The following is a 17935-nucleotide window of genomic DNA, read 5'->3' on the forward strand; positions in this document are numbered from 1 at the left end:
GTTGTGTTGTGTTTTTTTATTTTAAAGGTGACGGTGTCACGCCTCGTGGGATCGGACACGCGTACGGTTTTTCTTGTAATTGTTGTTCGAACTCTTCACGGCATTTTTTCAGCAGGTCTGCGTCCTGCAGCAGATTGAGCGCTGTCGCCCCCATCACTTTCCCGGCCAGCAGCATGCCTTTGTGGGCAATGGAGGTTCGTCCCTGCGCCACCAGTTGCCAGGTGTGCAGCGGCGTGCCGACGGTAAAACAGGGGCTGAAGCACTGGGCGACCGGCATTTTCCAGCTGACGTCGCCCACGTCCGTTGAACCCGCCAGCACGTTATCCGTGATGGCATAGGGCGCGACTTCATCCACCAGTAGCGTCTCCTGATGGCGGCGGGCAAAGGCTTTGCCTGCGTCTCCCCCCGTTGCGGCAATGTTTTTCAGACTGTTCTGCAGATCGTTTGGCGTCAGCGTGGCGCGGATTTCGCGGGCAAAGTCGCGCTCTTCATCGGTCCACTCCGGCGTGCCGTAGTGCTGCAACGCGCGGTACATCGCAGCCTCGAGCGTGCGGTTCGGCAGGTAGCTGGAGCAGGCCTTATCAAAGCGGCACTCGACGGTGGTTTCGGTCATCATCGCCGCGCCCTGGGCGATTTTCTCGATGCGCTCGTAGATCTGCTGCGCGTCGGCCATCTCCGGGGCGCGGATAAGGTACAGCACCTCGGCCTGGGCCTGCACCACGTTGGGCGAAATTCCGCCGGTGTCGGTGATGGCGTAATGGACGCGCGCTTTCTCTATGATGTGCTCGTTAAGGAAGTTGGTGCCGGTGGTCATCAGCGTCACGGCGTCCAGCGCGCTGCGCCCTAAATGGGGCGAGTTGGCCGCATGCGCCGCCACGCCGTGAAAACGCCAGGCCGCCTGAATGTTGGCGAGCGTGCTGACGTTAAACATCCCGGCAAAGGCCTCCGGGTGCCAGGTGACGGCGGCATCAACGTCATCAAACAGACCTTCACGCACCATAAAGGTTTTCCCGGAGCCGCCTTCCTCACCGGGACAGCCGTAAAAACGCACCGTTCCGCTGCCGCCGTGCTGCTCCAGCCAGCTTTTTACCGCCACCGCGCCCGCAAGCGCCGCGGTGCCCAGCAGGTTATGCCCGCAGCCGTGGCCGTTCGCCCCCGGCGTGGCGGATTGCGCCGTCGTGCAGTGCGCCTGCTGGCTTAGCCCGGCCAGCGCGTCGTATTCGCCCAGCAGGGCAATAATCGGTTTCCCGCTGCCGAAGCTGGCGATAAACGCGTTGGGGATACCGCCTGCCTCGCGGGTCAGCGTAAAGCCCTCGGCTTCCAGCTCGTCAGCGAGCCGTCTGGAGGACCAGAACTCTTCAAAGCGGGTTTCGGGATGATCCCAAATAGCGTCGGCAATATCGGTTAGCGTCTGACATCGCGTGTCGATAGCATCGGCAATAAAAGCGTAGTTCTCCTGCATTACACACCTCGCGTCCACGGGAAATTGAGCGCAGTTCGCGCCAGCGTTTCAATGGCGACCGCCATGACCTGCTCATCGAAGTCGAATTTTTCGTTGTGATGTCCGGCGCTCAAGTCCGTGCCGAATACCATATACGACGCCATGCCGCCGTTCTGCTGCACGCGGGCCATCATCAGCGTGGCGTCTTCAGAGCCTGCCGGCGCTTTCACCTTATCGATTGCGTGCACAATTCCGGAAACCTGGCTCGCCTGTTCATGCAGGTAATCAACCCAGGCCGGCGTTGGCGCGCTGGAGGTGGCGGCGCCCATTAGGCGCATCTCCGCGCTCACGCCATAGAGCGCGGCCGCGCCGGTAATGACGGCCTGCGCGCGTTCAAAGACATACTGGTTAATGGCTTCGGTTTCACCGCGGGTTTCAACCTTGATCAGGGCATTGGCGGGCACCACGTTGCGTCCGCTACCGGCCTGCATCACCCCGACGTTGACGCGGGAAGCGCCTTCGCTGTGCGGGGCGATGCTGTGCAGGGCGAGGGCGGCCTGCGCGGCGGCAAGCAGGGCGTTACGTCCATCCTCCGGTTTGCCGCCCGCATGTGCCGCAACGCCGGTAAAGTTCACGTCGAACTTGGTGGTGGCCATAAAGTTATCGCTGCCGCAGATCGCCGTTCCGGCGGGGACGCCCGTACCAATATGGATGGCGGTAAAATAGTCCACGCCGTCCAGCGCCCCGGCGGCGACCATGGCGCGCGCGCCGCGGGTGCCTTCTTCGGCAGGCTGGAAGATCAGCTTGATGGTACCGTTGAGCTGCGCTTCGTTCTGCTTAAGCACCTTTGCCAGCCCCAGGCCAATGGTGGTGTGGCCGTCGTGCGCGCAGGCGTGCATCATTCCCGCGTTGCAGGAGGCAAAACCGTCGCGGAACGGACGATGGCTGTCGTCGAGCGCTTCGCTTAAATCCAGGGCATCCATGTCGACGCGAAACGCCAGCGTCGGGCCAGGACGGCCGGTATTCAGGGTCGCCACAATGCCGGTAAATCCGCCTTCAAACGGCGCCAGCCATTTTTCAGGCGCGCCCTGCGCGCGCGCGCGGGCAAACTCTTTTTCCAGGGTGGCGTTATCGGGCAGCCCCATACGGCTTTCGGCATCGACCACGTCGCGACCCATCGCCAGTTCGTAGCCCAGGGAGTCGAGGATTTCCGCGACCTTCGCGGCGGTACGGAACTCTACCCAGCCGGATTCCGCAAAATGGTGAAAATCCCGACGCCATGCGCTCAGCTGGGGGGCTAATGTCTGGATGTACTGCGCCAGTGTGTCCATATCTGTTCCTGTCATCATTAAAAAATGTGAACTGCTTCACGCTGTGATAGTTTTTACTTATCACTAACCGTTTTTTCACAGTTTTAACCGTTCAGGAATTACCCTCGCACATCCCTTTCCATTAAAGTAGATGACAGTTTCTTTACTCTGATAAACAACGGTTATCGGTTGGGCTATGTCATTTCAGATTAAATTTCATCAAATCCGGGCGTTTGTTGAAGTGGCGCGTCAGGGCAGCATTCGCGGCGCCAGCCGGACGCTGAATCTCTCGCAGCCGGCGCTGACCAAATCCATCAAAGAGCTGGAGGAGGGCATGGCGGCGCAGCTTTTTGTTCGCCGGAGTAAAGGCGTTGCGCTGACCGAGTGCGGGGAAGGGTTTTACCAGCGCGCCAGGCTGATTCTGGAAGAGCTGCGCGCGGCGCAGGATGACATACGCCAGCGGCAGGGGGATCTGGCCGGGCAGATCAATATCGGGATGGGGGCGAGCGTGTCACGCAGCCTGATGCCCGCCGTCATCACCCGTTTTCACGCCCAGCACCCGCAGGTTAAAGTGCGAATTATGGAAGGTCAGCTGGTGTCGATGATCAATGAATTACGCCAGGGCGAACTGGACTTCACCATCAACACCTATTATCAGGGGCCTTACGACCATGAGTTTACGTTTGAAAAACTCTTCGAAAAACCGTTTGCGGTATTTTGCCGGGAAGGACATCCGGCGACAGGGGCAACATCCATTAACGATCTGCTGCATTATAACTGGACAATGCCAACGCCGCGGGGAAGTTATTATAAGCAATTAGAAGATCTATTTAGCCACCGCTCGCAAATACCGCGGATTGGCGTAGTGTGCGAAACCTTTTCTTCCTGCATTAGCCTTGTCGCGCAAAGCGATTTTTTAAGCATCCTGCCGCAGGAGTTAGGCTGTGATCCGCTGCTGGCGCACCGTCTGGTCATTCTGCCGGTTGCCGAGTCGCTTCCAAAAGCCGCATATTATTTAATTCAGCGCCGGGATTCTCGTCAAACTCCGCTTGCCGAATCATTAATTACGCAATTCAGAAGGGAGGCGAGGAAAATAGTTTCAGGGTGAACATCGCATAATAAAAAAACAGAGTCTGCCCGACATCAGACAGACCCTACAGTACACACAGCAGTGCGTCCTTTCGCAAGTCCTGGGTATTATATCCATGAGGCAGGTAAATTTAGTTATAACACCTTTCCCGAAAAATGAAATGAAGGTGAATGATTGATTTCACGAAAATTTAACGTAAATCACTTATTTTACCGTTGCGGAGGTTTTAGTTAAGTCAGGTTTAAGTGCATTTTATAATTACTATATATATTCATCGGGTTAATATTTAACGCGTGCCTCACCTTCTAAGGGTTATTGAGACACCTGTCTGGCGCAGGTATAGTACAGGGCCAGATGTAGCCGGAGGATTTCCATGAACCCTGACGACAAATCCCTTTTTCTTGACGCCATGGAGGATGTCCAGCCCCTGAAACGCTGCACCGATATCCACTGGCAGCAAAGCCGTAATACCCGGGCTCGCCAGGACATCGATACCGAACAGCTCGACAACTTTCTGACCCTGGGTTTCCTTGAGCTATTGCCGCTTGACGAGCCGCTGGCGTTCCAGCGCGAAGGCGTTCAGCAGGGCGTTATTGATAAGCTGCGTTCGGGTAAATACTCCCGAGAGGCCAGCTTAAATCTGTTGCGTCAGCCCGCTGAACGCTGCCGCCAGATGCTGTATTCCTTTATTCGCCAGGCCAGTCGTGACGGATTACGTAACCTCATCATCATCCACGGGAAAGGGCGCGAACAAAATTCGCATCCTAATGTGGTGCGTAGCTATCTGGCACGCTGGTTAACCGAGTTCGAGGAAGTGCAGGCGTTCTGCGTGGCGCTGCCGCATCACGGCGGCAGCGGGGCTTGCTATGTTTCCCTGCGAAAATCCGACGAAGCGAAGCAGGAGAACTGGGAACGGCACGCCAAGCGCAGCCGTTAGCGGGCGATATCTTCGCCCGCCTGAGGCTTAGAACGTTTCCCAGTTACTGTCGGGGGCGGCGTTAGCCGTTGCCGGACGCAGCAGCTGCGGCGTTTTAACGTTGGCCGGGCGCGGGGCGGTGGCGTTTGCTTTACCGTTCAGACGAAACGCGGCCACGGCCTGACGCAGCTGTTCGGACTGATCTTCCAGCGCCGCTGCCGCCGTGGCGGACTGCTGCACCAGCGCGGCGTTTTGCTGCGTCACGCTGTCCATCTGCGACACGGCCAGGCTCACCTGCTCAATTCCGCGGCTCTGTTCATCCGATGCGGACGAAATCTCGCCCATGATATCGGTGACGCGGGTGACGGCGGCGACAATCTCCTTCATGGTGGCGCCCGCTTCGCTGACCTGCTCAGAACCGGTGTTCACCCGGCTGACGGAGTTCTCGATAAGCCCTTTGATCTCTTTCGCCGCCTGCGCGCTGCGGCTGGCCAGCGTACGGACTTCACCGGCGACAACCGCAAACCCACGGCCTTGCTCGCCCGCGCGGGCCGCTTCTACCGCGGCGTTAAGCGCCAGAATGTTGGTCTGGAACGCAATGCTGTCAATCACGCCGGTAATGTGGGCGATTTGCTGCGAACTGTCGGCAATTTCGTTCATGGTGCGCACCACGTTATCCACGACGTGGCCGCCGCGAGCCGCTGTTTCAGAGGCATTCTTCGCCAGCAGCGTCGCCTGACGGGCGTTATCGGAGTTCTGTTTGACCGTTGCGGTCAGCTCTTCCATGCTGGCGGCAGTCTCTTCGAGCGAGGAGGCCTGCTCTTCGGTGCGGGCGGAAAGATCGTTGCTCCCTGCGGCAATTTCACCCGCGCCGGTGTAGATGGAGTCGGTGCTGCCGCGTACGGCGCTGACGGTCGTTACCAGCGACTGCTGCATTTCGTGCAGGCCGGCGGCCAGTTGACCCATCTCATTGCGGCCAGAGAGGGTGATATCCTGCGTCAGATCGCCTCCCGCAATGGCGCGAATATGGTTCATAATGGCGTTGAGCGGCTTTAACAGCAGGTGCTGTAAACCCTGCCAGATCACCACCAGCACGGCGATAACGGCCAGGAAAATGGCTGCCAGCGTCCACTGCATCTGCGTGAAGCTGCTCTGGTTCTCTTCGGTTGCCGCCTTCAGCAGCGTGTTGTTCTCGGCGCGCCAGCGGTTATAGACCGCTTCCATGTCGTCCTGGGCCTGCTGAGCGTCCAGATCGCCATAGGCCTGGTAGTTGTCGGCACGCAGATACTCAATCGACAAACGCATCACCTCGTGCATCTGATTCCATGACTTCTGCATCTCGTCGGTTAACGCCGCATTCTGGCCGTTAACCTGCGGCATTTTCTGCCATTCTTTGTTATAGGCTTCAGCTTTAGCCAGCGAGTCGCCTGCGGTGCCGAGCAGTTTATTAATCGCGGCAAGGGATGCCGGGTCGCGCTGGTTCTTCAGGTAGCGGATCGCCACGCGAGTGACGGTAACGCGCGTTTTCACCAGCGTGTTCACGCTGTCGCTCAGGCTTTCCTGCTGGGCATTCAGCACGCCGGAGTTCTGGAAGTTATGGCGATCGTTGCTGACGGCAGAGTAGAACAACCCTCCCGTGACAACTTGCAGCAGACAGAATATGGTGAGGGCAAAGATAATTCCGGTAATCACGTGCAGATTTTTCAGCATAGCGGTCGTCCGTTAGAAAAGATGCAGAGGTACACCCATACTATCGTCGTATAGAATTTAAACTTTAATTTAACTCGCGCTTAACTTAGGGCTTCGGTCAGGAACCTGTTGTAAATCCGGATCATTTTATGAGGAAGGTTAACATGAGCAGCATTGATAAAAGCGGGACGTACGCGCTCGGAACGCGAACGGTTAAACGACTGGGCTACGGGGCAATGCAGCTTGCCGGGCCGGGCGTATTTGGCCCGCCGAAGGATAAACAAGCCGCGCTGGACGTACTGCGCGAAGCCGTGGCGGCGGGTGTGAATCATATCGATACCAGCGATTTTTATGGCCCGCATGTGACGAACCAGCTGATCTGCGAGGCGCTTCATCCTTACCGGGACGATCTCACCCTCGTCACCAAGATCGGCGCTCGTCGCGATGACAAAGGGGCCTGGCTGCCGGCCTTTTCCGCGCAGGAGCTGACCCAGGCGGTGCATGACAATCTGCGCAACCTGAAGCTGGATGTGCTGGACGTGGTGAATCTGCGGATCATGTTTAGCGCACACGGCCCGGCAGAAGGATCGATTGCTGAACCGCTTTCCACCCTCGCAGAATTACAGCAGCAAGGGCTGGTGCGCCACATCGGCCTGAGCAACGTTACGGCCACGCAGGTGGCGGAAGCGCGGAAGATGGTGCAGATCGTCTGCGTGCAGAACATGTACAACATCGTGAACCGCGGCGACGATGCGCTGGTGGATTTACTGGCGCAGCAGGGGATTGCGTATGTGCCGTTCTTCCCGTTGGGAGGCTTCACGCCGCTGCAGTCCACCGGCCTGCAGGCCGTCGCGGACTCGCTGGGCGCAACGGCGATGCAGGTTGCGCTGGCATGGCTGCTGCAACGTTCGCCGAACATCCTGCTGATCCCCGGCACTTCATCCGTGGCGCATCTGCGGCAAAACCTCGCGGCGGGAGAGGTGCAATTGCCGCCTGAAGCACTTGAAAAACTGAATGCTCTGATGGGTTAATCGCAGCATGGGCAAAGCCGGAAGGACACTTCCAGGCTTTGCCTGCTCAGACTCCGCATTGACTTTGCTGTCTGTGAAGCGCTAACGCTTCTGCCACAATCTCCTGCTTGCTTTTTCGCGTCTCAAAGGCGGTGATTCTGATGTACTCCATCAGGTCAGGCTCGATGCGGGCGCTCAACATCCTGAGATCGGCCTCCTTTGCTAAACCGCGGGCAACTCGCTTGTCGGGATAGTCACGGGCTGGCATAGAAAACGTCCTCCAAAAGTCTTGATAATTCGTGTCCTGAAATATGCGTTACTCTTATCAAAAAGTCAATGAATAGTGCTTGCATAGTGATTTTTCGATCTTTTGGTTTTAAATTTAAGTGATTTTAAAGTGTTTATTAATGACTTTGTTATGACTTTTGGTTAGCCCATCTGCGATCGCCCGCAGAAGAGGTTGTTAAATTAAATCCGCTCAAACTTCAACGCGTTTGCGGTCTTTGTCGGAAATGACCTTGATCCTGTGCCGTAATCCGTAATACTGTGTTTATATACAGTATCTGGCGGGAAAGGCATTTATGGACACTCTCTTTTCTTATCATCCAAAGCAACCTATTGAATTACCTCTCTATCTTGAGCGCGTTGCCTGTGGCTTCCCAAGCCCTGCGCAGGATTATGTGGAGGATCGTCTCGATCTTAACCGGCTGGCAGTCAGGCACCCCAGTGCGACCTACTTTATCAAAGTGAGCGGGGACTCCATGATCGGCGCGGGGATTAGCGACGGCGATCTGCTGGTGGTAGACCGCTCGTTAAATGCCGAACACGGGGACATTGTTGTGGCGTCGGTCGGCGGTGAGTTTACGGTGAAAGAGCTACAGACCCGCCCGGTTCTGCGGCTGCTGCCGCGTAATGCCCGCTATCAGCCGATCGCCTTTCAGTCCGAAGAGGAGCTGCAAATCTTCGGTGTCGTCACTCATACGCTCAAAACGCATAAACATGTTCGCGCTGGTTGATGTGAATAGCTTCTATGCCTCCTGCGAGAGGGTGTTTCGCCCCGATCTGGTGGGTAAGCCCATCGTGGTGGTGTCCAATAACGACGGCTGCATTATTTCGCTGTCGCGGGAGGCAAAGCAGTTCGGCATAAAAATGGGGGAACCCTATTTTAAATTCAAAGAGAAGAGTTATCCGTCACGGGTTTACGTCTTTAGCTCGAACTATGCGCTGTATGCCGACCTCAGCAGCCGGGTGATGCAGACGCTGACCGATCTCGCGCCGGCCATTGAGATTTACTCCATCGATGAAGCATTTGTGAACGTTTCGGGTGTCAGCAACTGCATGTCGCTGGAAGCGTTCGGCCATCAGATGCGTACGCAGGTTTTTAAAAATACGGGCTTAACCGTTGGCGTCGGGATTGCGCCGACCAAAACGCTGGCGAAGCTGGCCAACTATGCGGCGAAACGGTGGTCAGCCACCCGTGGCGTGGTCGATCTCTCTGATCGTGGACGGCAGCGTAAGCTGCTGGCAAAGGTTCCGGTGGAGGAGGTGTGGGGCGTAGGCCGACGCATCACGAAAAAGCTTAACGCGATGGGCATAACCACGGCGCTGGAGCTGGCGGAAGCGTCATCCTGGGTCATCCGCAAACATTTTAACGTGGTCATGGAGCGCACGGCGCGCGAGCTTCGCGGTGAGCCTTGCCTCGATCTGGAAGAGTTTACTCCCACGAAGCAGCAAATTATCTGTAGCCGTTCGTTTGGACACCGTATAACGCAATACGAGGAGATGCATCAGGCCATTTGCGCCTACGCGGAACGCGCAGCGGAGAAACTGCGCGGCGAGCATCAGTACTGCCGCTTTATCAGCGTGTTTGTGCGCACCAGCCCGCATGCGGACAACGAAATTTATTACGGCAATCAGGCTTCCGTCACCCTGATGACGCCCACCAATGACTCGCGCGATATCATCCGTGCCGCCACCGAGGCGCTGGGGCGTATCTGGCTTGACGGATATCGCTATATGAAAGCGGGAGTGATGCTGGCAGACTTTTTCAGCAGCGGCGTTGCCCAGCTGAATTTGTTTGACGATAACCGCCTGTGCGCCAACAGCGCGGCGCTGATGGCGACGATCGACAGCCTGAATCATTCCGGCAAAGGGAAGATTTGGTTTGCCGGGCAGGGGATTGAGAAAGCCTGGGCGATGAAGCGTGAGATGCTGTCACCGGCCTATACGACGCGTTACGCGGATTTACCGGTGGCGCGGTAGGAAGCGGTTATTTTGCGGGGGCATGCTCCGCGCGCTCAATCAGCAGTTGCTCGATTACGCTGACGACTTTTCTGACGCGTTGCGGAATAAAGCGGGCGTCAGGGTAGACGGCATAGAGGAAGCGATCGGGCAACCGCCAGTCGGGCAGTACCGGTACCAGCGTGCCGGTTTGCAGAGCCCTGGCCGCAAGCGGTCGCTGCATACCGCCGATACCGATCCCGGCCTCCAGCGCCTGTAGCAGCGCGTCGCTGGTGTTGGCGCGGAAAACGGTATTCACGTTTACTGCAATCGTTTCTTCATCAGAGATTAGCCGCAGGGGGGCATCCAGCGGGATGCCGCTAAACCGCACATGGGGCAGCGTCGTCAGCTCGCTCACGTCGTGCACAGCCTGAAAACCGGGGGAGGCAAACAGCGCGGCTTCAATACGCGCCAGCACGCGAGCCGCATGCGCCTGCGGGGGCTCACTGCTCAGCCGTATCGCGACGTCCACGCCTTCCGTCACCAGATCGGCAAGGCGGTCATCAAGGGAAATCCGCAGATGTAATTCTGGATGCAGGCGCTGCAGCTCCAGTAAATGCGGCAAGACGAGCTGGCCCAGGCCGCTCGGCAGCTGGATATGAACGCTCCCCTGAAATTGTCGATCGACCGGCGCCAGCCGCCCCTCCGCTTCCCGCATGGCGTCCAGCAGCAGCTGCATGTCGCGGCGGTAACGTTCTCCCTGCTCGGTCAGCTTCATTGTGCGCGTTGTTCGGTGCAGCAACACCACGCCCAGCTCTTGTTCAAGAGCGGCAACCTGCTGGCTGACGGCGGACTGCTTCATCCCGCTCCGGCGGGCGGCGGCAGAAAAAGAGCCCGCATCCGCGACGCAAAGAAAGGTGGAAATGGCGTTGAGCTTGTTATTCATTTAATGGTTTTTCTGATAAGTGCTATCTGATGAAGGGGATATTCACTAAAAAAATAATAGATGACACTGCGTCTGTCACCCTTTCTGGAGAAACACCATGGATAAGATGCAGCAACAAAAGGTCGCCCTCGTCGCGGGGGCCAGCGGTATTGTCGGCAGACAGCTTGTCAAAACGCTTCTGCACAAGGGATGGGAAACGATCGGCGTGAGTCGTCAGGCATTATCCCATACTGACGGCATTCCGATGGTGAACGTCGATTTGCTGGATGCCCAGAACAGCGCGCAGGCTCTGCAATCCTTGAGCAGGGTTACCCATCTCTTTTACAGCGCCTGGGTGAACGCCGCCAACTGGACGGAGATGGTTGAGCCGAACGTCACCATGCTGCGTAACCTGGTCAGCACCCTCGAAAAAAAGGCACCTTTGCAGACGGTCAGCCTGATGCAGGGCTATAAAGTTTACGGCGCGCATCTGGGCCCGTTTAAAACCCCGGCGCGGGAAAGCGATCCCGGCGTGCCCGGCGCAGAATTTAACTCTGCCCAGCTCGCGTGGCTCAGCCAGTATCAGCGTGGAAAACGCTGGCACTGGAATGCCATCCGGCCGGGCGTGGTGGGTAGCGCGGTGCCCGGTAATACCATGAACCTTGCGCTGAGCATTGCCCTGTATGCCTCTTTGTGTAAGGCGCTGGGGCTACCGCTGCGTTTTCCCGGTTCGGAACAGACCTGGCACAGCATTGTGGATTATACCGACGCCGGACTGCTGGCGGAGGCCACGCTGTGGGCGGCCACGTCACCTGCAGCGCAGAATCAGGCGTTCAACGTGAACAATGGCGACCTCTGGCGCTGGAGCGAGCTGTGGCCGCGCATTGCCCGCTGGTTTGAACTGGACTCTGCGCCGCCGGTGAGGTTGTCGTTTCACCAGCTGTTTACGGACTATCGCGGCGCATGGCGCGAGCTGGCCGGGGATCGGCTGGTGGAGGCGGATATAATGCAGCTGAGCAACGGACGGTTTGCCGATTTCGTCTTCGGCTGGAACTACGACATGTTTGGTGACGGGAGCAAGCTCAGGCGGTCGGGCTTTGCGCGGATGCAGGCGACGGATGAGATGTTTTTCAGCCTGTTCGCGCAGCTGCGGGCGGCGCGGGTTATTCCCTGAAATAACCCGCAGGTAAGGGCAGTGAAGGACTACTTCTTCTTGTCCATCATTGCCTTTAAGTCAGCAAACGGGTTAAACGTGGCGACGCCCACGTCTTTTTGGGCGTCTTCCCCGGCAACCACGGTGGTGCCGTACTGATCCGCTTCGGTGTACTTAGAATGTTCGTGATCGTGGCAAAACAGGCACAGCAGCTCCCAGTTGCTGCCGTCTTCCGGGTTGTTGGTGTGGTCGTGATCGATATGGTGAACCGTCAATTCACGCAGGTTGGAATAGACGAACTCCCGCGAGCAGCGTCCGCAGACCCAGGGATAGATTTTTAATGCTTTTTCGCGATAGCCGCTTTCCAGCCGCGCGTAGTTTTTGGGGATCAGAGCCATTGCCGGTTTTACCTGCCATGAAAAAAGTGGGGGATATTATATCCCATTATGGGGCGGAATGACGAACCGCTCAATTCCGTCAATTTATTTGATGCTTTCCGTTAAATAAACGGCATTTATTCTCAGCGAGTAATGCGTAAAGTGGAGAGAACGCAACGCATTATCAGGACACATCGTTATGAAAAAGATCGGTTTTTTATCGTTTGGTCACTGGACGCCTTCACCGCAGTCCGGCACGCGCTCGGCGGCGGATACGCTGCTGCAGTCCATCGACCTGGCCGTTGCCGCTGAAGAGCTGGGCGCGGACGGCGCCTATTTCCGCGTGCACCACTTCGCCCGTCAGCTGAGTTCACCGTTCCCCCTGCTGGCCGCCATCGGCGCCAAAACGAAAACTATCGAAATCGGTACCGGCGTGATCGATATGCGCTATGAAAACCCGATGTATATGGCCGAGGATGCGGGCGCGGCGGACCTGATTTCCGGCGGCCGTTTGCAGCTTGGCATCAGCCGTGGCTCCCCGGAGCAGGTCATTGATGGGTGGCGTCATTTCGGCTATGTCCCGCAGGAAGGGGAAAACGAAGCGGACATGGCGCGCCGTCATACCGAGGTGCTGCTTGAGGTGCTGCGCGGCGAAGGGTTTGCAAAGCCGAATCCACAGCCGATGTTCCCCAATCCGCCTGGGCTGCTGCGCCTGGAACCGTATTCTGAAGGGTTGCGGGAGCGTATCTGGTGGGGCGCCGGTTCGAATGCGACGGCGGTATGGGCCGCTAAGCTCGGCATGAACCTGCAAAGCTCAACCCTGAAAGACGACGAAACCGGCGAGCCGTTCCATATTCAACAGGCAAAACAGATCCGCGCTTATCGCCAGGCCTGGAAAGAGGCGGGGCATGCGCGCGAGCCGCGCGTCTCGGTCAGCCGCAGTATTTTTGCCCTGATGGACGACCGCGACCGGATGTACTTCGGCGCCAGCCGCAACGACAGCGATAGCGTGGGGTATCTTGATGAGAAAACGCGCGCGATCTTCGGGCGCAGCTATGCCGCAGAGCCTGACAGGCTGATTGAACAGCTGAAAAAAGACGAGGCGATTGCCGAGGCTGATACGTTATTACTAACCGTACCGAACCAGCTCGGCGTGGATTACAATGCGCACGTGATTGAGTCCATTCTCAAACATGTCGCACCGGCAATGGGCTGGCGCGATTAAGTATTCCGCCGTCAGCCGTGAGATCGTAATGGAAAATCTGGCCCTCTGGTATCGCCGTTTTGGCGAGCCAGAATCTGTTCTGCAACCTGAAGCCGCGCCGCCGGGCGCGCTTGCGGCGGGACACCTCCGCGTGCAAATGCTGTATGCGCCGGTGAACGCGTCCGATCTCATTCCCATTACCGGCGCCTATCGCCACAGAACTTCGCTGCCCGCCGTCGCGGGGTATGAAGGCGTCGGCGTTGTCATTCAGGCGCCCGCGTCGTTTGCGCATCTGTCGGGTAAACGCGTTCTGCCGCTGCGCGGGCAGGGCACCTGGCAGCGCTATGCGGATTGCCCGGCAGAGTATGCGATCCCCGTCCCGGACGATGTCGATTCACGCCTGGCCGCGCGGGCCTATATCAACCCGCTGGCGGCACAGATGATGCTGAACCACTATCCACCGCGGGGAAAGCGGGTGCTGCTCACGGCCGCCGGTTCGGATTGCGCCATTCTGCTTGGGCAGTGGGCGCGTCTGGCGGGGGCAGAGACGGTGTACGGTATTCATCGTTCGCCCGTTCACGCTGAACGGCTGGCGGCGATGGGGATTGTTCCTGTCGCACAGCATGACTTGCAGCGGATTCTCTCCGTTGCCGCGCGTGCCGACGTCGTTTACGATGCAACCGGCGGAACGCTGGCGGAAGCGATCCTGAGCGTGATGCCGGAGCAGGGCATATTTGTCTGCTACGGGCTGCTCTCCGGGCAGACCTTCCGCCAGCAGCGGCCCCTGCCGCGCGTGGCGTGGTTCCATATTCGTAACTATCTGGATGGGCTCAGCGCTGAGGCGTGGCGCGCTGAGTTCAATCAAATCTGGCCCCGGATGCGCGCCAGCGAGTACAGCCCCGGTACGGTGTACTCTCTGACGGACTGGCAGAGGGCGCTCGGGGCTTACCGTGAAGGGGGAAGGGCAAGCAAGCCCCTCCTGTCGATGGCGGAATGACGGCTATTGATGGCTCATATCGCTCAGCAGCACGGCGATGCTTTGCCCGCCCGCCGTCTGTTCCAGCCCAATCTTCACGATGATGGTCAGCGGAACGGAAAGCAGCATGCCTACGGGACCGAGCAGCCAGCCCCAGAAAATCAGGGACAAAAAGACGACCAGCGTCGAAAGCCCCAGCCCGCGTCCCATCATTCGTGGTTCAAGAATATTCCCGAACACCAGGTTTATCGCCAGATAGCCGGCCAGCAGAATCAGCGCGTCATAAAATCCGCTGAACACCAGCACCTGAAGAATAGGGGGGATCGCCGCCAGCACGGAGCCGATGTTGGGAATGTAGTTGAGCGCAAACGCCAGTAGCCCCCAGACGAACGCAAAGCGGACGTCCAGCGCCACCAGCATTCCCCAGACCACCACCCCGGTGACCAGGCTGATGGCGGTTTTCAGCACCAGATAACGTGAAACGCTGTCCAGCGCGCGCTGAATAGCTCCCATTCCTTCAACCGGACGTACCATAATTTGCTGTAACTTTGCGGGCAGCTGCGGCACCTCCAGCAGCATGAACACCACCGTTAAAAACAGCAGGAAAATGGAGGTCATGGCATTGGAAAGCTGCGTCAGCAGTCCTGTGACGATCGTCATGGCCGCATTAGGGTCGATATATTTAAGAAGCTCCTCAACGGAGACTTCTATTCCCGCGCGCTGTAGCCAGGGCTCAAGCTGCAGCAGCGGTATCGCCAGCGAGGAACGGTATTTCGGCAGCGTTCGCGCCAGTTCGTTCAGCGAGGTACCCAGATACGCAACCAGTAACACCATAGCGAAAATAATGACGCTAATCAGCAGGGTAATCGCCAGCACGCGCGGGATGCGCAGCCGCGTCATGCGCTGGACCAGTGGGTTAAGGATCACCGCAACGAACAGAGCCAGAATAAAGGGCACAATGATGTCGGCGGCAAAACGAACGCCCGTGAGTATGATCACCAGCATGCCCAGCATGATGACAATTTTTAACCCGTTCAGGGTAATAATGGGTTTAGCCATGGTGACTCCGAAAAACGCTTTTTATTTATAATAAAGGGTAAACGCCCTGCAATAAACTAACCAAAATCAAACGGGACGGGTAAAGAATTGAAAAGACTTTGAGTAAAATCTTCAGTTATGGTACAAATTTGGCGTGTTCAACTACCGAGGACAATTTTCATCCGCAAAGACGAGAAGCAACAACGCGGATAATTGTAATTTTATGGACAATTTGTTCAGGACGTATTCTTCAAATATCGCTGCTCTATTTTCCACCTCCTTCTGCCTGCTTGCTGGTGAGCAACACTGGCGCACCGCACTATAGTCACCTCTTCTGCCTGAGCTGGCGCTACGCGCTTAGCTGTCTGATTTAATTTCATATTTTTGGGTTTGCCGCATGCGGCGGGCCACGATGGATTATATTCTCAAGCAGGAGAAAAACATGTTTTACTGGATCTTATTAGCCCTGGCTATTCTCGCTGAAATTACCGGCACGCTGTCTATGAAATGGGCAAGCGTCAGCGAGGGCAATACCGGTTTTATTTTAATGCTGGTGATGATTTCCCTTTCTTATATTTTCCTCTCATTTGCCGTGAAGAAAATCGCGCTGGGTGTGGCCTACGCGCTGTGGGAAGGGATCGGTATTTTATTGATTACGCTTTTCAGCGTTCTGATATTCGACGAAACATTAACAACAATGAAGGTCGCCGGACTAACGACGCTGGTGGCGGGTATCGTGCTGATTAAATCAGGTACCCGAAAACCGACCAAACAGCAGAAGGAGCAGAACCATGCAGCAGTTTGAATGGGTTCACGCGGCCTGGCTGGGCTTCGCCATCGTGCTGGAAATTCTGGCGAACGTTCTGCTGAAATTCTCCGACGGCTTTCGCCGTAAAGTTTACGGCCTGATGTCGATTGCCGCGGTGCTGGGGGCCTTCAGCGCCCTGTCACAGGCGGTCAAAGGTATCGATCTGTCTGTGGCCTATGCGCTGTGGGGCGGTTTTGGTATCGCCGCCACCCTGGCCGCAGGGTGGGTGCTCTTCGGGCAGCGTTTAAATAATAAAGGCTGGATAGGGCTGATATTGCTGCTGGCGGGCATGATCATGATAAAACTCGCCTGATCAATCGGTAACCCTGCTTCACCGACAGCCGCGCTGGCTTACTCCTTAGCCAGCGCTTCCAGCTTATCGCGAAAGCCGGTGACGGATAAGGCCCGGTTATCGGCTCGCCAGCGGTCTTTCGCCGCCGGGGCGGAGCTTTGTACCCCAATCAACTGCCAGCCGTTATCGGTTTTCAGCATCAGCGGTGAACCGCTGTCGCCCGGCAACGTATCGCACTGATGCGAAAGCACGCTGGTCTGCGCCCAGCCCGTCACGATACAGTCCGTGTGGGTGTAGAGCGCATCCAGATGATCGACCGGGTAGCCTGACTGCGTTACCTTGCGGTCGGCGGCTTTCAGCGCGGCGGTGAGCGCCGCTTTATCGCCGTCAAATAACGGCAGCGGCGTAATGCCCGAAGGCGGGTAGCGCAAAATAATCAGGCCAAAATCCCACGAGGCTGCCGCGGGCGGCACAATCCAGCCGTCGCCATCCGGCTTCAGTCGCTTACCGAGCGAAGCATCAACCCGGCCTTCAATGCCGTGGATTTCATAGCGCCAGATCCCTTTTTGCGACACAAAACGTAAGACAACCGCTTTGTCTGGCTTTCCGTTGGGTGGCGTCAACAGGCAGTGGCCCGCCGTCAGCGCTAATTGCGGGGTGATCAGCGTCGCGGTACACAGGTTGCCGCTGGCGGTTTCCAGTTGGCCTATAGCATCCCAGGGAGCCTGGGTAGGATCGGTGACGCGGGTACGATCGTCATGACCGAAAAAAAGCGTCTTTAGCTCTTTAGCGCTAATGGCGTTATCACCGCCATCATCCGCCTGTGAAAATCCAGAAAAAAGGCCAAACGTTCCCAGCAACAACACAACAGATTTACGCATATCACACTCTGGTGGGGGTAATTATGATTATTAAAAGTGAACCCTATGAAAATACTATAGACGGGACGGCGCTAAAGTGGGAGTAAAATCAGCGTGCTACAGTCAGGAAAGATAAAAATGGCTTGCGATGAGCGCGCATAAAATAAGCAGGATAAGAATCAGCTCAAACCGATAGCGTCGCAGCATACGCCCTCCGGATAAAAAAACGGCGCAGAACCTTTTCCGGTTCAGCGCCGGTTTACCAACGTGCCCCGAAGAGCACGGTTAAGCCTGTACGCTTACGCAGCTGGCTGTGCAGCTGGTTTAGCAGCTTCGTGTTTTACTGCTTTTTTATGATGCTTTTTCGCAGCCTGGGCTTTCTGCTCGACGGCTGGTTTAGCGGCTTTTTTGTGGTGCTTTTTAGCGGCCTGCGCTTTTTGCTCTGCAGCCGGTTTAGCGGCTTTGTGGTGTTTCTTGTGATGTACGGTTTTTGCTGGCGCCGCGGTGGTCGTTGCAGCCGGTGCCGCAGCAGCTGGTGCAGCAGTGGTTTCAGCAGCAAACGCAGCAGAAGACAGACCCATAGCAGCGGCAACAACCAGAGCTAATACTTTTTTCATGTTCATACC

Annotated in this window: 19 protein-coding genes; 10 read left to right on the forward strand and 9 right to left on the reverse strand. The window is 57.0% G+C overall.

The window, feature by feature from the left end; genetic code table 11:
* Positions 1–16: 16 nt before the first annotated feature.
* Both USG84_RS04350 and USG84_RS04355 read right to left on the reverse strand, forming a co-directional pair.
* Positions 17–1462 carry a M20 family metallopeptidase gene (locus USG84_RS04350; RefSeq protein WP_151413859.1) on the reverse strand — a complete coding sequence of 482 codons (1446 nt, stop codon included), beginning with the start codon at positions 1460–1462 and terminating at the stop codon, positions 17–19.
* Positions 1462–2772, reverse strand: coding sequence for a M20 family metallo-hydrolase (locus USG84_RS04355; RefSeq protein WP_253541759.1), 1311 nt, complete (start codon positions 2770–2772; stop codon positions 1462–1464). The genes USG84_RS04350 and USG84_RS04355 overlap by 1 nt, the downstream gene beginning before the upstream one ends.
* A 175-nt stretch (positions 2773–2947) precedes the next feature.
* On the opposite strand from USG84_RS04355, the gene USG84_RS04360 reads away from it, so the two are divergent.
* Positions 2948–3859, forward strand: a complete 912-nt coding sequence (locus tag USG84_RS04360; protein ID WP_028012950.1) for a LysR family transcriptional regulator — start codon at positions 2948–2950, stop codon at positions 3857–3859.
* A 355-nt stretch (positions 3860–4214) separates the two neighbouring features.
* Entirely contained in the window at positions 4215–4778 is a 564-nt protein-coding gene (gene smrA, locus USG84_RS04365) for a DNA endonuclease SmrA (RefSeq protein ID WP_151413858.1), read from the forward strand.
* Between the two features lie 27 nt (positions 4779–4805).
* Here the strand turns inward: smrA and tcp are convergent, their stop codons facing one another.
* Positions 4806–6467, reverse strand: a complete 1662-nt coding sequence (gene tcp, locus USG84_RS04370) for a methyl-accepting chemotaxis citrate transducer (RefSeq protein ID WP_320738169.1) — start codon at positions 6465–6467, stop codon at positions 4806–4808.
* Positions 6468–6610: 143 nt separating this feature from the next.
* Between tcp and USG84_RS04375 the strand changes: the two genes are divergently transcribed.
* Positions 6611–7477 carry an aldo/keto reductase family oxidoreductase gene (locus USG84_RS04375; RefSeq protein ID WP_061098383.1) on the forward strand — a complete coding sequence of 289 codons (867 nt, stop codon included), beginning with the start codon at positions 6611–6613 and terminating at the stop codon, positions 7475–7477.
* 46 nt (positions 7478–7523) lie between these two features.
* Here the strand turns inward: USG84_RS04375 and USG84_RS04380 are convergent, their stop codons facing one another.
* Positions 7524–7724: a hypothetical protein gene (locus USG84_RS04380; protein WP_061098382.1), complete on the reverse strand. Its 201-nt coding sequence runs from the start codon at positions 7722–7724 to the stop codon at positions 7524–7526.
* A 313-nt stretch (positions 7725–8037) separates the two neighbouring features.
* On the opposite strand from USG84_RS04380, the gene umuD reads away from it, so the two are divergent.
* Together umuD and umuC are read left to right on the forward strand one after the other, a co-directional pair.
* Positions 8038–8472, forward strand: coding sequence for a translesion error-prone DNA polymerase V autoproteolytic subunit (gene umuD / locus USG84_RS04385; RefSeq protein WP_151413857.1), 435 nt, complete (start codon positions 8038–8040; stop codon positions 8470–8472).
* Complete coding sequence (umuC, locus tag USG84_RS04390) at positions 8456–9718, forward strand: translesion error-prone DNA polymerase V subunit UmuC (RefSeq protein WP_151413856.1); 1263 nt, start codon at positions 8456–8458, stop codon at positions 9716–9718. The genes umuD and umuC overlap by 17 nt, the downstream gene beginning before the upstream one ends.
* A gap of 7 nt (positions 9719–9725) precedes the next feature.
* On the opposite strand, the gene USG84_RS04395 is transcribed toward umuC, so the two are convergent.
* Entirely contained in the window at positions 9726–10622 is an 897-nt protein-coding gene (locus USG84_RS04395) for a LysR family transcriptional regulator (RefSeq protein ID WP_151413855.1), read from the reverse strand.
* 97 nt (positions 10623–10719) lie between these two features.
* Here USG84_RS04395 and USG84_RS04400 point away from each other — a divergent pair, with 97 nt between their 5' ends.
* Entirely contained in the window at positions 10720–11775 is a 1056-nt protein-coding gene (locus tag USG84_RS04400; RefSeq protein ID WP_320738170.1) for an SDR family oxidoreductase, read from the forward strand.
* 29 nt (positions 11776–11804) lie between these two features.
* Here USG84_RS04400 and yajD read toward each other — a convergent pair whose 3' ends face one another.
* Positions 11805–12152: an HNH nuclease YajD gene (yajD, locus tag USG84_RS04405; RefSeq protein WP_003857471.1), complete on the reverse strand. Its 348-nt coding sequence runs from the start codon at positions 12150–12152 to the stop codon at positions 11805–11807.
* A gap of 178 nt (positions 12153–12330) precedes the next feature.
* Here yajD and USG84_RS04410 point away from each other — a divergent pair, with 178 nt between their 5' ends.
* Both USG84_RS04410 and USG84_RS04415 read left to right on the forward strand, forming a co-directional pair.
* Positions 12331–13356 (forward strand): LLM class flavin-dependent oxidoreductase, encoded by a 1026-nt coding sequence (locus tag USG84_RS04410; protein ID WP_048956325.1) that lies wholly within the window; start codon positions 12331–12333, stop codon positions 13354–13356.
* A 28-nt stretch (positions 13357–13384) separates the two neighbouring features.
* Positions 13385–14332, forward strand: coding sequence for a zinc-dependent alcohol dehydrogenase family protein (locus USG84_RS04415; RefSeq protein ID WP_253541768.1), 948 nt, complete (start codon positions 13385–13387; stop codon positions 14330–14332).
* A 3-nt stretch (positions 14333–14335) separates the two neighbouring features.
* Here the strand turns inward: USG84_RS04415 and USG84_RS04420 are convergent, their stop codons facing one another.
* Complete coding sequence (locus USG84_RS04420; protein WP_061098375.1) at positions 14336–15370, reverse strand: AI-2E family transporter; 1035 nt, start codon at positions 15368–15370, stop codon at positions 14336–14338.
* 421 nt (positions 15371–15791) lie between these two features.
* On the opposite strand from USG84_RS04420, the gene mdtJ reads away from it, so the two are divergent.
* Both mdtJ and mdtI read left to right on the forward strand, forming a co-directional pair.
* Positions 15792–16154, forward strand: a complete 363-nt coding sequence (mdtJ, locus tag USG84_RS04425) for a multidrug/spermidine efflux SMR transporter subunit MdtJ (RefSeq protein ID WP_061099675.1) — start codon at positions 15792–15794, stop codon at positions 16152–16154.
* On the forward strand, positions 16141–16470 hold the full coding sequence (gene mdtI, locus USG84_RS04430) for a multidrug/spermidine efflux SMR transporter subunit MdtI (RefSeq protein WP_028012966.1): 330 nt from the start codon (positions 16141–16143) through the stop codon (positions 16468–16470). The genes mdtJ and mdtI overlap by 14 nt, the downstream gene beginning before the upstream one ends.
* A gap of 38 nt (positions 16471–16508) precedes the next feature.
* Here the strand turns inward: mdtI and USG84_RS04435 are convergent, their stop codons facing one another.
* A complete protein-coding gene (locus USG84_RS04435; RefSeq protein WP_028012967.1) occupies positions 16509–17330 on the reverse strand; it encodes a trypsin-like serine peptidase in 822 nt (273 codons plus the stop codon).
* Positions 17331–17608: 278 nt separating this feature from the next.
* Positions 17609–17926, reverse strand: a complete 318-nt coding sequence (asr, locus tag USG84_RS04440; RefSeq protein ID WP_048961376.1) for an acid resistance repetitive basic protein Asr — start codon at positions 17924–17926, stop codon at positions 17609–17611.
* Positions 17927–17935: the final 9 nt, after the last annotated feature.

This window comes from Enterobacter sp. 168J2, from assembly GCF_034107265.1.
Lineage (GTDB): Bacteria > Pseudomonadota > Gammaproteobacteria > Enterobacterales > Enterobacteriaceae > Enterobacter > Enterobacter nematophilus.